This window comes from uncultured Agathobaculum sp. (genome assembly GCF_963927765.1).
Lineage (GTDB): Bacteria > Bacillota > Clostridia > Oscillospirales > Butyricicoccaceae > Agathobaculum.
On the sequence record NZ_CAWVCU010000074.1, the window covers coordinates 1 to 13849 of the forward strand.

Annotated in this window: 18 protein-coding genes; 11 read left to right on the forward strand and 7 right to left on the reverse strand. The window is 51.2% G+C overall.

Features of this window, described 5'->3' with window-relative positions:
* Positions 1-155: 155 nt before the first annotated feature.
* From ABGT74_RS06415 to ABGT74_RS06430, 4 genes are all read left to right on the forward strand, one after another.
* On the forward strand, positions 156-989 hold the full coding sequence (locus ABGT74_RS06415) for a hypothetical protein (RefSeq protein ID WP_346704915.1): 834 nt from the start codon (positions 156-158) through the stop codon (positions 987-989).
* 103 nt (positions 990-1092) lie between these two features.
* Positions 1093-1248, forward strand: a complete 156-nt coding sequence (locus ABGT74_RS06420; RefSeq protein WP_346704916.1) for a hypothetical protein — start codon at positions 1093-1095, stop codon at positions 1246-1248.
* Positions 1205-2644 (forward strand): hypothetical protein, encoded by a 1440-nt coding sequence (locus tag ABGT74_RS06425; protein WP_346704917.1) that lies wholly within the window; start codon positions 1205-1207, stop codon positions 2642-2644. The genes ABGT74_RS06420 and ABGT74_RS06425 overlap by 44 nt, the downstream gene beginning before the upstream one ends.
* A 117-nt stretch (positions 2645-2761) precedes the next feature.
* Positions 2762-3712, forward strand: coding sequence for an S-layer homology domain-containing protein (locus tag ABGT74_RS06430; RefSeq protein WP_346704918.1), 951 nt, complete (start codon positions 2762-2764; stop codon positions 3710-3712).
* Positions 3713-3972: 260 nt separating this feature from the next.
* Here ABGT74_RS06430 and ABGT74_RS06435 read toward each other — a convergent pair whose 3' ends face one another.
* From ABGT74_RS06435 to ABGT74_RS06455, 5 genes are all read right to left on the reverse strand, one after another.
* Positions 3973-5136 (reverse strand): site-specific integrase, encoded by a 1164-nt coding sequence (locus ABGT74_RS06435; RefSeq protein ID WP_346704919.1) that lies wholly within the window; start codon positions 5134-5136, stop codon positions 3973-3975.
* A gap of 226 nt (positions 5137-5362) precedes the next feature.
* On the reverse strand, positions 5363-5932 hold the full coding sequence (locus ABGT74_RS06440; protein WP_346704920.1) for a hypothetical protein: 570 nt from the start codon (positions 5930-5932) through the stop codon (positions 5363-5365).
* Between the two features lie 124 nt (positions 5933-6056).
* Positions 6057-6704 carry a S24 family peptidase gene (locus tag ABGT74_RS06445; protein ID WP_346704931.1) on the reverse strand — a complete coding sequence of 216 codons (648 nt, stop codon included), beginning with the start codon at positions 6702-6704 and terminating at the stop codon, positions 6057-6059.
* Between the two features lie 455 nt (positions 6705-7159).
* On the reverse strand, positions 7160-7441 hold the full coding sequence (locus ABGT74_RS06450; RefSeq protein ID WP_346704921.1) for a hypothetical protein: 282 nt from the start codon (positions 7439-7441) through the stop codon (positions 7160-7162).
* 364 nt (positions 7442-7805) lie between these two features.
* Positions 7806-8096, reverse strand: a complete 291-nt coding sequence (locus ABGT74_RS06455) for a hypothetical protein (RefSeq protein WP_346704922.1) — start codon at positions 8094-8096, stop codon at positions 7806-7808.
* Between the two features lie 216 nt (positions 8097-8312).
* On the opposite strand from ABGT74_RS06455, the gene ABGT74_RS06460 reads away from it, so the two are divergent.
* Positions 8313-8708, forward strand: a complete 396-nt coding sequence (locus ABGT74_RS06460; protein WP_346704923.1) for a hypothetical protein — start codon at positions 8313-8315, stop codon at positions 8706-8708.
* Positions 8709-9416 (forward strand): LysM peptidoglycan-binding domain-containing protein, encoded by a 708-nt coding sequence (locus ABGT74_RS06465; RefSeq protein WP_346704924.1) that lies wholly within the window; start codon positions 8709-8711, stop codon positions 9414-9416. It abuts the gene before it with no gap.
* Positions 9417-9425: 9 nt separating this feature from the next.
* On the opposite strand, the gene ABGT74_RS06470 is transcribed toward ABGT74_RS06465, so the two are convergent.
* Positions 9426-9725 (reverse strand): hypothetical protein, encoded by a 300-nt coding sequence (locus tag ABGT74_RS06470; protein ID WP_346704925.1) that lies wholly within the window; start codon positions 9723-9725, stop codon positions 9426-9428.
* Between the two features lie 148 nt (positions 9726-9873).
* On the opposite strand from ABGT74_RS06470, the gene ABGT74_RS06475 reads away from it, so the two are divergent.
* From ABGT74_RS06475 to ABGT74_RS06495, 5 genes are all read left to right on the forward strand, one after another.
* A complete protein-coding gene (locus tag ABGT74_RS06475) occupies positions 9874-10428 on the forward strand; it encodes a hypothetical protein (RefSeq protein ID WP_346704926.1) in 555 nt (184 codons plus the stop codon).
* Positions 10425-10832, forward strand: a complete 408-nt coding sequence (locus ABGT74_RS06480; protein ID WP_346704927.1) for a hypothetical protein — start codon at positions 10425-10427, stop codon at positions 10830-10832. Before ABGT74_RS06475 ends, ABGT74_RS06480 begins: the two co-directional genes overlap by 4 nt.
* Before the next feature lie 81 nt (positions 10833-10913).
* Positions 10914-11123, forward strand: coding sequence for a hypothetical protein (locus tag ABGT74_RS06485; RefSeq protein ID WP_346704932.1), 210 nt, complete (start codon positions 10914-10916; stop codon positions 11121-11123).
* Positions 11124-11143: 20 nt separating this feature from the next.
* Positions 11144-11413, forward strand: coding sequence for a phage holin (locus ABGT74_RS06490; protein WP_346704928.1), 270 nt, complete (start codon positions 11144-11146; stop codon positions 11411-11413).
* Between the two features lie 345 nt (positions 11414-11758).
* Complete coding sequence (locus tag ABGT74_RS06495) at positions 11759-13204, forward strand: N-acetylmuramoyl-L-alanine amidase (RefSeq protein ID WP_346704929.1); 1446 nt, start codon at positions 11759-11761, stop codon at positions 13202-13204.
* Positions 13205-13266: 62 nt separating this feature from the next.
* On the opposite strand, the gene ABGT74_RS06500 is transcribed toward ABGT74_RS06495, so the two are convergent.
* Complete coding sequence (locus tag ABGT74_RS06500) at positions 13267-13602, reverse strand: hypothetical protein (RefSeq protein ID WP_346704930.1); 336 nt, start codon at positions 13600-13602, stop codon at positions 13267-13269.
* Positions 13603-13849: the final 247 nt, after the last annotated feature.

The window sequence follows — 13849 nt, forward strand, 5'->3', positions numbered from 1 at the left end:
CTTTGCCGTCCCATCATGCTCCATCCCTCCTTTGTTTCTATTATATCATAGAAACTGAGCATCTGGGGATTTTGTCAACAGGTCCGACATATTAAACAAAAAACGTCTGGAATTTTTCTGGTATTTTGAAAAAGATAGACAAGGAGTTTTTGCGTATGGGAAAGAGAAACGCGTGGATTCGGATTTTGTGCCTGTTGCTGGTCGGTGGGCTGTTGGGGGCAATGCTCCCCGGCGGGCTGCCGCAGGCTGCAGCGGCAGGTTCGGGGCAGGTGAAGATTTCCATTGCGGAAGTCAATCATTGCGATATTTACTACTGTGAAGGTGGGGAACTTGTCCCAATCGAGGAGGGACAGGTCATCAATAAGACCACGACAGGCAATTACGGCATACTCTTTTTCGCCGCGCCGCACACAGGCTATGCGCTGTCCGCGATGACGGCCACTTCTTCAGCCGGTGATTATTATACGATCTCCAACGGAGAGCCGAATGGGGCGAGCAGCGAGTTCTATACCTATAGTAACGGCAAAAATGTAACAAACCTGAAAAGGGTTGGGTATTCCGAGGATCAAATCGAGCGTATCCTGACGCAGGCGATTGCCGTGGGCTGCGACGGTGCGCTGCTGTTTTCCAGACCAGCATCAGATACGGGGGCGATCAGCAGCAACCTGATGTTCTGCGCTGAAAAGCTGCCAACGCTGGAAAAACATATCAAATCGGTCACGCCAAAAAACGGGGGACAGGATAAGCCGTATACCGAGGGCATGAGCGTTGGTTTGGGTGACACCATCAACTACTCGCTGGATGTGACGTTTTATCCGTTGGAGAAAAAACAATTTGCGGGATATGGAAGTGCTGGACGAAAAGACCAGAAACGGGGCAGACAATCCGGTGGGAATCACCGTGCCGGACGCAAACAAGCTGCAAACCATGACAGATATATACGTGGTTTCCGAAGATGTGCACTATACCATTGTCCAGAAGGATGTTAAGCAAGGTACGGTTCTCAATCAGGCGCAGCTATCGTATCAATATCAGTCGCTGCGCAGTAAGGGATAGCTTGCTACAACCAGCGATGCACAGGCTTCGATCATTGTGCACACCAGCGTCAGCTACCGGTATGAAAGCGGAACAGCAGGGATGCAGCTGCCGCCGGAATTGGAAGCTATGACGCCGACGGACTATACCTATTATGAGACCGGGCTCTATGGTCACCGTGCAGCCGCATGTGCAGTCGCCGTTCTGGGATGAGGCAAACGGTGGCTATTGGATGCTGCAAAATGATGGGAGGTGGGGTAGTGCCGTAGGAGATATCGCAGCGGACGGTACGTTCCCAATGCCAAGCACGCCTATTACTTTGACAGCGACATGGGCGTTCACCGAAGCGCCTGCTATCAAAGTGGAAAAGGATGGCAGTATACAGAATGCGCCAACGAATGGAAAAGAGGGGGACACGGTATCCTATACCGCCCATTACACCCTTTCTCTCCAAAATACCGGCGGCGAGCCGCTGAACCAGTTTACGATCTGCGATGCTACGCTGCCGCCGAATGCCGCAGACATCATCGCTGAGATTGATGGCAAACCAGTTACATTGGGAAACCCGTCTTACGATGCGCAAACCCATACGCTGACCTTTACACTGCCGCAGGAGCTACAGCAGGGTGAAACGCTTGTGCTGTCTTATTCCAGCAGCCGCACCGGAACACTGGGTTACAAAACCCAGTTGACCGACGAAAGCCAAGCTGACGTGACAGCTGTCGGTACAAAGACCGGAGTATCGGCGCTGGATGACGCGACGCTTGAAATGCAGGTAACGCTGCGAAATGTTATCATCCTGACTCCGGCGGATATCGTGATTTATGCGGGCGGTGATGAAAACGGCAACAATGTTGCGCCGGGCACCGATCTGCCCGAGCCGGGCTTTTTCGTCACGCTGCCTCTGGCAGCGGAGCAGGCGCTGCGTGCAGCAACGGGAGACACCGAGCAAGTCAATCTGTCTTCCTACCTGACCTTTACCGATGCAAATGAGAATGTCTGGGGGCTGGAGCCGTTTTGCGGGGAAGAGTACAGCAAATCGGACGGCCACTTCCTGTACCGTCTGGTGCCGGTACAGGTGCATGACGGACAGAAAAAGATCGAAATGCAGTTCTATGATGAGGAACTGGGGACACAGATCCGACAAAGCGAGTTTGATATTACAAACGCCTTGCAGCAGGAGTACGCAATGACCATTTACCCTGGGGAAATTCCAGCAGTTGACCCGGTGGCGGTGCTTCAGACAGCTGATCAGGAAATTGGCAAATATGGGATCGACGTTTCTGCTGGCAAGCTGATGATTCGCGGAACAACGGGTTCACTGGATACACAGCCAGTGGCGGACGCGATGCCGGAGACACAGCCGGAACAGATTTCGGTTTATGCGTTCTCCGATGATACGGAATATTATATCAACCAAAGTGAGCTGAAGGTGCAGCCCAAAAATGTGGCGCTGCTGGTCGATCATATTGTGAGCAGCGTCTATGACCAGACGTTACAGGCACTAGCCAGCGATGTGATCGACAGAATCCAAGTGTCGCCACAAAAGGTGCTGCGCTACCAGTTCCGCTATCTCGATCTGGTGGACACCAGTATGGGCAACACATGAGTTACTGCGAGCAAGCCGCTCAAGGTTATCTGGCCGTATCCGGATGGCACGGATAAAAACGATGATTTCACGATCATCCATTATAAGGGACTGGATCGCGACTACAATCTGGAGGATATGGCACAGCTGGAGAGGGGGAAGGACTATGTGCTCGAGGTTTATACCACTGAGCAGACGAATGGAAATGAGCCATCCGACAATGTGACATATCACGAGTTGACACGCACTGACAGCGGCCTGTGCTTTGTGGCAGATGGTTTTTCACCCTATGTGCTGATCTGGGAAGGCACGCCGGAGAGCCATTCGTCCGGTGGTACAACAGTCAAACCGGAAGAACCGGAAGTGCAGCCGGAGCCGATACCGGACGGACTGAATACGACCGACCACTATGCCTATCTGATTGGTCGAGGGGACGGCGGTGTGCAGCAGCTCGAACCGATTACGCGTGCCGAGATCGCAACCATCTGGTTCCGCCTACTGACCGATGAGACACGGGCGGAGAACTGGAGCACGGCGGATTGCTATCCGGACGTTGCAGCGGGTACTTGGTATCATAATACCATTGCTACAATTACGCATATGGACATGATGCACGGCGATACGGGCGGTGCTTTCCGACAGAATGATGAGATTACGCGCGCCGAGTTTGTGGCATCGGCGGTGCGATTCTTTGCAGCGCCCGAGGATGATGGGGAAATGCAGTTTTCTGATGTGCCTGCCAATGCATGGTATGCCGAAGCGGTGCGTGCCGGTGCAGCCCTTGGACTGATCGAGGGCGACGGAGACGGAACGTTCCGGCCGGAGGATACGATCACCCGTGCAGAAACCGTGGCGATCATCAACCGTATGCTGGGTCGCAAGCCGCATGGCGGCGAGCTGCTCGAACAAGCCGTGCAGTGGGTGGATAATCCGCAGGACGCTTGGTATTATGAGGATATGCTCGAGGCTACAGCCGGCCACGATTATGAGTGGCTGGGCGAAGGTGAAAACTGCGCCGAGCGCTGGACTGCGTTGCAGGCTGTGCGGGATTGGACTGCACTCGAGCGATATGGTCCACAGGGCGCATAAGCAAAAAGCGGAGAAACGACGGGCGTTTCTCCGCTTTGATTTTTGTGGTATGACTGGTGCGTAAGCCGGGTTCTGTCTTCGATACCGCAAATTGCATAGTGTTCCAAGATGCGTGAAAAGTGCTGAAAATACAGCATTCCGAAAAATATAGATTGATTGCGATCTGTATTGTTCCATACTGTATTTTTGTTTTTGTCAGTAAAAATGCGGTTTTGTGAAAAAACACTGACAAATTTACTGACAAAAACGGGTGCTGTTCCTTACTGTATTTTGCGTCCGCCGTAGATCGCGTCCTCCAGCTCAGTGACCGCACGGCTGGCCATGGTCTTGGTCACATGCCCGTACCGCTGCATGATCATTGAGGGGTCGGTGTGGCCGAGTCGGTTCTGCACGGTTTTGAGGTCGATGCCTTGCTGGATGAGTAGCGTCGCGCTGGTGTGGCGCAGGTCGTGTAGACGGATATGCTTGTCGATGCCTGCGCGGCGCATGACCACCGGTGTACGCTTGGTCCACCAGAGCGGATGCACGTAGTTACCAGCTGGCCAGCTGAATACAAAGTCATATTCCAAACCGTCGAACACATTGCGCTTACGGTACGGCCCGAGCTTGAGCCGCGCCTCGGCCTGCCACGCGCGGAACGAGCGCAGCAGTGCCGTTAGGGTGGGAGACAGCTCGAGCGTGCGCACAGAGTGCTCGGTTTTTGGCTCACCGATGTATACGTGGCCGTTGACATAGGTCAGTGCGCGTTCAATCGAGATCGTGCGTGTCTCCCAGTTAATGTCTGACCATTCAAGGCCGCACATCTCGCCGCGTCGGCAGCCGGTCTCGAGCGCGAACAGAAAGCCAACATAGAATATGTAGTCGCTGGCATTGTGCAGATCAAGGGCATTCACCACCGCGAGGATCTCCGGCTCGGTCAGTACTTCAGTCGTGCTCTTGGCGCGCTTGGGGCGGTCGATGTATTCGCACGGGTTGTCGCGGATCAGGCGGAGCTGGGCAGCGCGGTGCAGTACCTGCCGCAGCAGGCCGTAGACATGCTGTACTGTTGTCTCCGACCGGCCGGCGGCGCGCACGTTCCGAACGGTCCGATCGACCTTGATCGGCGTAATGGCAGTCAGCAGATCGCCGCCGATTTCTGGGCGGATATAGATGTCGTATAGCGATTGGTAACGCAGGTAAGTGGTGCGCGACCGCAGCGGGCGCACGGTGTTCTCCAGCCAGTCCTCAAAGAAACGGTCGAGTTTTACCTTAGAGATATTCAGAAAGTTGCGCTGCTCATAGTCGACGATAGCTTCGGCCATCGCGCTTTTGGCATCGGATTTCTTGGCAAAGCCGCCTTTGCTGATTTGGCGGCGCTTGCCGTTGAGCTCGATCTCAAAGTAGTAGCTCCATGTCTTCCCGCGCTTGCGGACAAAACTGGTCATAAAAATAACCCCTTTCTTACCGGAAAAAAGTATGGTAAAATAGGGGTACTGATGGATGTAGGAATTTATCAGTACCCCATGTCCCGCTCTGGTGCGCCAACACCGGGGCGGGATTTACTTATCTTCCCAAATTATTAGTTACTATTTCACGAGGGAATCGATGCTTATGTCAAAAATTTGGGATAGCTTTATAAGTGTATCTATACTTGGTTCGAGTCTGCCGGCCTCATAATTGGATATTCTTTCCATATGAATGCAAGTCGCTAAGGCTATGATGATTTCTTGCGAGACATTTAAACAGAACAGGAGATAATTGCGATATTTCATATTCCGAAATCAGCTGAATGCTTCGGCGCTTTAAATAGGGACAAGCATTGCCGGGATATGTGTGAGTTTCGATTTGACTATGAACTTCTAATTCTCGGGTGACGGTACACATGTCGGGATCGCCCTCAAAGTATTCCCCTATAATTGCAAAAGCAACGCGGTTGCTTCCAACAATCAATGCAATATCGTTAGATTTTATAGTATATACAAACCGATTACTCTTTCCGATAGCAGTCCCTGCATTTTTCTCGGGATATTTTGTGTGTTTTAATTCTTCGCGTAATTGTCCTTCAAGTGTAGAGTCTAGTTTGCTTTTTGAAAGATAGTTCCATCCAATAGCAATGTAGGAATTGCGCAGAAATTCATCGTAGAAATTCCCGCCTTTTGTTCGTATCATCCAAAATGCTGTATCATCTTGAAATATAGGAATTTTATCTGCTAAATCCGAAATATAGTCGTTCATATCCATATTTTCACATCCTAATTATTGAAATTTCGGAAAAATATGATAATATTAATATGGATAGCGTATTCTAACAGGGGATTATGCTTTCCGCATGACCGTCAAGGGGTAGGAGCCTTGGCGGTCTTTTTTATGCCTCATCCACCGTGCGGATCACCTTGATGACCCGTCCGACGACCCGGCACTGCTCCAGATCGGCACCTTCGATGCGCTTGGTCTGGTATTCCGGATTAACCGGAACGAGATCGATCCAGTCCTCGCCGGGCTGATAATCGATCCGCTTGAGCGTAGCCTCGTCGTTACCGAATACGATGATGCCAACACGGCCGGAATGGCCCATATCAGAACAGCGCAAACACAGGATATCGTCGCCGTCATGAAAATGAGGATACATGGAGTTGCCGTCCACTGATGCAACAAAAAAGTCTTCTGGCCGCCGGTGGCCAAGCCATTCTGAAGGCATGCACCGGAACTCATGTTCTTCGGTGGGCGTCGCGTTGAAATGTGCGGCAACCGGTCCGGCATACTGGACATAACAAAGACCAGCGTCGTTATCGGAAGCATGTACGTCTGCTGTATCGTCCCAGCCCATCAGATAGGCGGGTGTGGTGCATAACGCTTTTGCAATCGGTTCCAGCTTATCAATACGCATATTCATAATTTCGTTTGATTCGTATCGATAAACCGTTGCGGGAGATACACCGAGTTCTGCTGCAATTTGTTCTGCAGAAAGCCCAAGCTGTTTCCGGCGGTATTTGATTCTTTCACCAACATCCATTGTGGTCACCTGCCTTATGCCTTTATTAAATCATATCACTTGCAAAAATGCAAGTGCATAAATCAAAAATATTGCGGAAACGCGAAAATATAGGTTGATAACTTGCGTTTGCGCGAGTATGCTAGAAACAGAAAACGCGGAGACGCGAGAAACTAGGTGAGAATATTGCATGTCGATGTGAATCGGCTTAAGGGAAAAACCGTAGAACGAGGGCTGACTGGAGAGAAAATCGCAAAGACTTTGGGCATTGACCAGAGTACATACTATCGTAAACTGGGCGATGGTGGCGGTAGTTTTACTTTATCACAGGCGATTACTATGTCTGAAGTGTTGTCTTTAAGCAGGGAAGAACGGATTGCAATTTTTTTGCGGAATAACTCGCGTAAACGCGAGAAATGGGGGTACAGATAATTTCTTAAATTAAGAAACTACTTCGTATTCATGTAATAACTTCTCTATTTTAAATATTGTAAAAATTCTTTCACAGAATTGGTCGTTTCAGGCAGTGTTCCATTGAACTGAGCATAACCGCGATTTGTTCCTAAATGGATTACATATGGGGTGGAAGAATTAAACTCAAACTTATCAGCTTCGAATGTGCATCGTATATAATCTAAGCATTCGATTTTGAGTGGAAAAACTTCTGAATTTTCAAAGACCTTTCCGCGTTTCTCTGGATGAAGATATTCAAAGAAGTTGATTCTACGCTTACCAATTGAGTATTCTTTTCCATCCACAATAAGATTGCCGCTTGTCAATGTGATTGGTAGCTGGGAATAGTTTGTGATTGTTGCGATAAAAAATAGGTGTTCGGATTCAATATAGGCATGTTCGATAATAAAAGTAATGTTTTTTTTATTTGCTTTTCGGTTTTCATGGAAATTAAAGATAGAAAGCAAAAAATTAATGATTGCAATTAAAAAGTTATATTGCTCTTATTATTCAACCAAGCAATTAATTCATGCATTTGCGTTGCTCCTTTCGCTTCCAGTATATCACAGGAAGCGAAGAAGAGACAAGTCGTGAGAAAAAGGAGGGACGTAATGAAGTACTACCTTGAGGGTGCAGTGGCTGGAATTATATTTGTTTTGCTTATTCGCATTATAACAAGAATTTAGCGAGCTCCTGCAGTGCCCATATGGCGAGAGTTGCTAAAGCACCAATAAAGCGTTCTTTCCAGCGCTCTTTTTGAGATAGCGCACATTTTGTATTCCAGCGTTTGATCTCAACTTTGCCGAGATCCGTTGCAATGATGTTGCCTACAGGCGGGTCTACATAATCAGAGCCGGAAGGCATAAAAGGCTTGATATTTCTTTCGTGGATTTTCACAAGACCATTTTCCATTAAGAATTTGACGGATTCACGGGATTCTTTTCCGAACCGTTGCTCCAATGCCTCAAAAGAGCGGCCAAAATGATCTGATGCAATCTCGGATAAAACGGAAAGGTCAAATTCAGGTATATGTACAGTACATCCGGCTTTAACAGTGCGCTTTTGACACCAAATAACTTAACCGTTTTACCAAATGTTACGGTATCCGCAAAATATACAGTTGACGCTGTTTCGAATGTTTTGAAAACAACACTTGGTGCAGAAGCCGCTGGCGGTATGGTCAGCAGATACGGATTGTATTCCCTTGCAGAAGAGGGAACGCCTGAAATGGTCATTCCTCTCGGTTCTCATCGCAGAGACCGTGGTGTCGACCTCTGGGAGCGTGCAGGGCATATGCTCGGGGTCCCGGGGTTCTTCAACGGAGGTATTGCGGGTGACGAGGATAAGGCTGTCGGTGCGTCCCGATATGCTTTGACAGAAATGGATGCGACCGGAGATGTGGACAACAGTTTGACCATGACTTTTGGCGACATTGTATTGCAAATCAACGGAGCAAACGGCGATATCATTGAGGAGCTGCGCGCACGTGCTGCGGAAGCTGCGGACGTGATTGCTGGCGAGTTTGTGAAGGTCGCACGAGCGCGAGCACAGAACTCTCCGAGGAGGGCGTAAATGGATACCGATATTTATATTGCAGAAAAAACGGGCAATCGTTCTATGCGTATTCCATGGATACCGGAATCCATCACATTCGATTCAAACGGGACAAGATTTGCAAAATATGAAGTCTTGAAAGCAGGCGAAGTTTATGTACCGTCCGGTGTCAATATACACGGTTATTCATGGAAAAGCATTCTGCCGGGGGAGGGTAGAAAAGACAATCCCTTACAGCGCGGAGCCTGGCAGAATCCATTGTGGTATCAGCAGATATGGAGCTCGTGGAGAAACAACGGCACGCCTTTGCATCTGCTGGTAACCGGCACGCCAATCAATCACGATGTATATCTGGAGGATTATGCTGTCGATTACGAGGGTGCGTTTGGCGACTATGATTATACGATCAAATTTGTTGACGCCCGCACACTGTCAATCGACCAGCAAGCATCGACGCAGTCATCTGGCAATGTGCAGGCAGCGCAGGACTCCAAAGGAACAATCACGCGGTCGGAGACGGACTCCTCGCAAAAAACGTATACCATAAAAGCTGGTGATACGCTATGGGCGATAGCAGAGCGGTTTCTCGGCAGCGGTGCGCAGTGGAGCGTGTTGTATGAACTGAATAAGACTGCCATAGAGCAGGCGGCGAAACAGGCGGGAAACTTCTCGAGCCAAGACGGTAGGATCATTGTTTCTGGTACGACACTGACCATCAGGAAATAAAAACCGCCCTCATCGGGGCGGCTTGGAGTATTCCTTGATTCGATTGTGTACTGTTTGCAAAGCCGTGTTTCCAGCAGCGATATAATCCTTGGCCTGAGTAAAGTCGGGGAGGAAGCACCACCGTCCGAACATCGTCCAATTGGCGGCGGCTGGTACCCAAGCCTGCGGCAGATCAGCAGGTGATCCACTGAATGGCAGACCGTCCACACCATATTTCTGGTGCAGATATGTTTTTAGTTCGCGTTCAAACGCTTCTGGCTGGGTGCGTAGGTATCGTGTGTTGCGGAATCCAAATTTTCCGTGATACATAATAAGTTCGTGCGCGGATAACGGTTGGTTTATGCTGGTGCGTGCCATAACACACAGGTTGAAATCGCCTTTGTGAGTGGCGTAATCGTTCAGAACGTGGTGGACGGTCTCGCAATCACCGTGGCGATACGCAGCAATCAACAGTGCATTGGAAGAATTGCCAGCCTATCTTCAAGCGAACGGCTTTGTGATCATTACGGTGCAGGACGACACGGTAACCAGTGTTGAGAAAAACGAAGCGGCGTGGAATGCAGCGCAGCCGCCTGTCGATCTGGACGAGCTGCGCGCAGCCAAGCACGCCGAAATATCGGCGGCAAGCGAAGCCGCCATCTATGCGGGCATGGACGTGGAGACCACGCAGGGCACAGAACATTTCTCACTGACAGAGAAAGACCAGATCAATCTGACAACCGCGAAAAATGAAATTGATAAAGGTGCGGCCTTTTACCCATACCATACAGACGATACGCTTTGCCGCATTTTCACAGAAGAGGAGATCAATGCGATTGCGCAGGCCAGTATCGCGCATAAGATTTACCACACAACCTACTGCAACCATCTGTTTGAATGGATCAGGCGCGCGGACGCGGCGGAGCTGGCGGGCATCACCTACGGCGCAGAGCTGCCGGACGATCTCGCGGCGCACATGCAGGAGATACTGATGCAGGCGGGTGCGGTAGCGGAAACGGAGGCTGTAACGTGAAAAAACTGTTGTTACATATGGTGCTCGCCGTCATCGGCGGCATCACTTACATGGGCATTGAAACCCTCTGGCGCGGGTACACCCATTGGAGCATGGGCGTGCTGGGCGGGGTGTGCTTCGTGCTCATCGGCCTGCTGGACGAGTGGCAGGACCACCCGCCGCTGTGGCTGCAAATGCTGCAGGGCGCGGTAATTGTGACCGCGCTCGAGCTGCTGGTGGGGCTGATAGTCAACCGCTGGCTGAGCTGGAACGTGTGGGACTATTCCGACATGCCGCTGAACCTCTGGGGGCAGGTGTGCTTGCAATTCGCGGTCGCGTGGTTCTTTCTCAGTGCAGCGGCGGCGTGGCTCGAGAACGCCCTGCACAGGCTGGCATCGTGGCTTGCGCACCGGCGGGGGAGGTGATCTTTTGCCGGGTTGACCAAAGGACGTAAAAAAGCGCCCCGAAGGGGCGCGAAAGTGAGAAAGGAGGGGAGGCCGTTGCCGGTGGAAGTGATCGTCGCGGGCATGAGCCTGATCGGTACGCTGGTGGGTACATTTACGGGCGTTACAGTTTCCGCAAACCTGACCAACTACCGCATCGAGCAGCTTGAGAAAAAGGTTGCCGAGCATAACAAGGTTGTCGAGCGCACCTACAAGCTCGAGGGACAAATGCTTGAGGTGCAGCACGATATCCGAGACATGAAAAACTTGTAACAGGAAAGGAGAAAACGTACATGAATTTGACAGTCAGAATCAAAAACCCGGTATTTTGGGTACAAATCATCCTTGGCGCGTTCGCAACGGCGCTGGCCTATGCAGGGCTGACCGCTGCTGATATTACGACATGGGGCGGTCTGGTAGATGTGATCATCGGCACAGTGAAAAATCCGTACTGCCTGTTCCTGATCGCGTCCAACATCTGGAACGCGCTCAACGACCCGACGACCAGCGGCCTGACGGACTCTGATCGGGCGAAAAGTTATACAGAACCTTTGCAGAAATAACAAAAGCCGCTCTAAAAGGCGGCAAATTGACATAGCGCGGCGCGTGATGGTATAATATGTCGGGTGCTGTCGTTCCCAGCGGCGGGCGGTTGACCACTCTCCTGTAAAGGAGGTGGTGCATATGGGCATAAAACTCTTTCGAGTTTTGATATGTGCAATCCTATTGCTACATATTTTGACCATAAATGCAAAGTAACCGCCCTCACGACCAAATGAAGCGGTTACTTTGTAACAACTGATTTTGGGTCAGCCGTCTGCCGACAGCGCCCCTTGTATAAGATATTATACCACGCGCCCCGCCAAAGTCAAGGCGGGGCGTTTTGTTTGCCCCGGGAAGGAGGAACCATGAGCAGCATTCGTTGCGATATTTATGATCCCAAAGAGTATGACATCAGGTTTGCGGCTGCGCCCTACGGCGCGGCCAGCAAGCCCACCAAAACGCTGAAAACATGGGCGGCGGAGGAGCAGGCCGATGTGGTGTACAACCTCTGTCTGTTCAACATGACCGGCACGGGCAGTGACCAGTACGGCGTGATCCGCGGCCGCACCTTGCAATACCTGCGCGCGAAGGACGTAGATTGCGGCTATGGCGGCACGGCTGAGCGCCTGACCGTCAGCGCAGGCAATGTGGTCGCGGGCGTCAAGGTTGCGGTGCGCGACGGCGTGGTGCTGTCCGGGCTGGACAAGTCCACCTATCGCAGCCGCAATATGATCGGTATGCTCGCGGACGGCCGCATCATCGTTGTGCAGTCCTCGGACGGCTGCACCGAGGAGCAGGTGGCGCGCTATGCCGCTGGGCGGTACACGATCGAGCTGCTGTTGGTGCAGGACGCGGGCGGCAGCACCGGCATGTACCGCGTTTCAGACGGCTATCTGTTTGCCCCGGAGAAAGAGGGCACGGACGGTCGCCCGGTGTGCAGCGTAGTATGTATGAGGAAGAAAAACAAGGAGGAGAACGGTGATATGAGCAAGAAAAAGGTGTTTATCGGCGTAGGGCACGGCGGCAGCGACTCCGGCGCGGTTGGTTACCTGGTGGAGAAAGATGTCAACCTGACGATGGCGACCGCGTGCCGCGATTTTCTGACCGCCTACGGCGTGGATGTCAAGATGTCCCGCACCAAGGACGAGGACGACACGGTCAGCCAGGAGATCACGGAGTGCAACGCCTACGCGCCCGATCTGGCGATCGACGTGCACAATAATTCGGGCGGTGGTGACGGCTTCGAGGTATTCCACACAATCCACGGCGGCACGGGTAAGACGCTCGCGCAGAACATCGAGAAGCACGTCAAGGCCATGGGTCAGAATAGCCGCGGCGTCAAGACGCGTCAGGGCACGAGCGGCGATTACTATGCGTTCATCCGTGAGACGGTCGCACCGGCAGTCATCTGCGAGGGCGTGTTTGTGGACACCAAAGCAGATGCCGCGCAGGCTGACACGCTGGCTGAGCAGCAGGCGTTCGGCGTGGCTTATGCGAAGGGTATTCTGGATACCCTCGGCCAGGCCTATGATGAGCCGGAGGAAGAGCCGGACAATGAACCGGCAGAGCCGGAGAAAGGAGCAGATAGTATGACACAGGCAGAATTTGAAGCAATGTACAACAAGGCCAACCCGCTGTACAAGACCATTGACGACGTGCCGAGCTATTGGCAGCAGGACGTGCGCGAGATGCTCGACAGCGGCGCTATCAACGGCGGCACAGCGGATAATCCGAACGACGTCAACATGCGCCATGAGGCGCTGCAGGCGGCGATTGTTGCGCACCGCGCGGCGGTAGCAGAGAGCAAATAACGGTGTTCAATTTGGACACGGGAAAGCCCGAGGCTTATGCCTCGGGCTGATTAAATTACAACTTAATGGTTGGAAAGAATTTCGCGCAATTTGAGAAGTACTTCTTTGGTAAACTTATAGATAGGTGTTTTTTCGGGAGCGGTTTCTTGACGTATAAAAGCTTCAAAAGTAAACCAAATAGCAGTCACTACATCGTCCTGCTTAGAAATATATAGAGCTTGTGGAACGATTTCAATTGCATCAGCAGGGAGTGAACGGCAAAGATTTAATTTCAAATCTTTGCCGTCAAATTGTCTGTCACATGATTCGCCTAGTTCTAGCATGTTGTCGCGAACACTAGTTTTTATAGCATCGAATTCTTTACTAGGGATATTAAAGTCAGTGTAAAAGCAAAACATAAAAAAACCTCCCATTGTATGGCTATACTTTTTCGAAATTTTACTGACAAATTCACTGACAAGCAAATTTTTGTCAGAACAAATATATATCATAAAACGGCTAATTCGTTAGAAATAAAAGAAAAACCGCAACTTATTTTATAACATGACTGGTGCGTAAGCCGGGTTCTGTCGTGGACGGTCATCTATCTGGGACGCGCGTTGCCGCGCGCCTCAAGCCGCCAGTCGGGACGGTCGGGCAAACCAT

What these genes read in the sequence shown, in the direction of transcription:
- ABGT74_RS06460 (WP_346704923.1), top strand. Translation starts at nt 8,313, where the DNA reads ATGGTCAGCAGATACGGATTGTATTCCCTTGCAGAAGAGGGAACGCCT.
- ABGT74_RS06495 (WP_346704929.1), top strand. Translation starts at nt 11,759, where the DNA reads ATGAGCAGCATTCGTTGCGATATTTATGATCCCAAAGAGTATGACATC.
- ABGT74_RS06430 (WP_346704918.1), top strand. Translation starts at nt 2,762, where the DNA reads ATGGCACAGCTGGAGAGGGGGAAGGACTATGTGCTCGAGGTTTATACC.
- ABGT74_RS06440 (WP_346704920.1), bottom strand. Translation starts at nt 5,932, where the DNA reads ATGGATATGAACGACTATATTTCGGATTTAGCAGATAAAATTCCTATA.
- ABGT74_RS06435 (WP_346704919.1), bottom strand. Translation starts at nt 5,136, where the DNA reads ATGACCAGTTTTGTCCGCAAGCGCGGGAAGACATGGAGCTACTACTTT.
- ABGT74_RS06445 (WP_346704931.1), bottom strand. Translation starts at nt 6,704, where the DNA reads ATGGATGTTGGTGAAAGAATCAAATACCGCCGGAAACAGCTTGGGCTT.
- ABGT74_RS06500 (WP_346704930.1), bottom strand. Translation starts at nt 13,602, where the DNA reads ATGTTTTGCTTTTACACTGACTTTAATATCCCTAGTAAAGAATTCGAT.
- ABGT74_RS06490 (WP_346704928.1), top strand. Translation starts at nt 11,144, where the DNA reads ATGAATTTGACAGTCAGAATCAAAAACCCGGTATTTTGGGTACAAATC.
- ABGT74_RS06415 (WP_346704915.1), top strand. Translation starts at nt 156, where the DNA reads ATGGGAAAGAGAAACGCGTGGATTCGGATTTTGTGCCTGTTGCTGGTC.
- ABGT74_RS06425 (WP_346704917.1), top strand. Translation starts at nt 1,205, where the DNA reads ATGGTCACCGTGCAGCCGCATGTGCAGTCGCCGTTCTGGGATGAGGCA.
- ABGT74_RS06465 (WP_346704924.1), top strand. Translation starts at nt 8,709, where the DNA reads ATGGATACCGATATTTATATTGCAGAAAAAACGGGCAATCGTTCTATG.
- ABGT74_RS06470 (WP_346704925.1), bottom strand. Translation starts at nt 9,725, where the DNA reads ATGTATCACGGAAAATTTGGATTCCGCAACACACGATACCTACGCACC.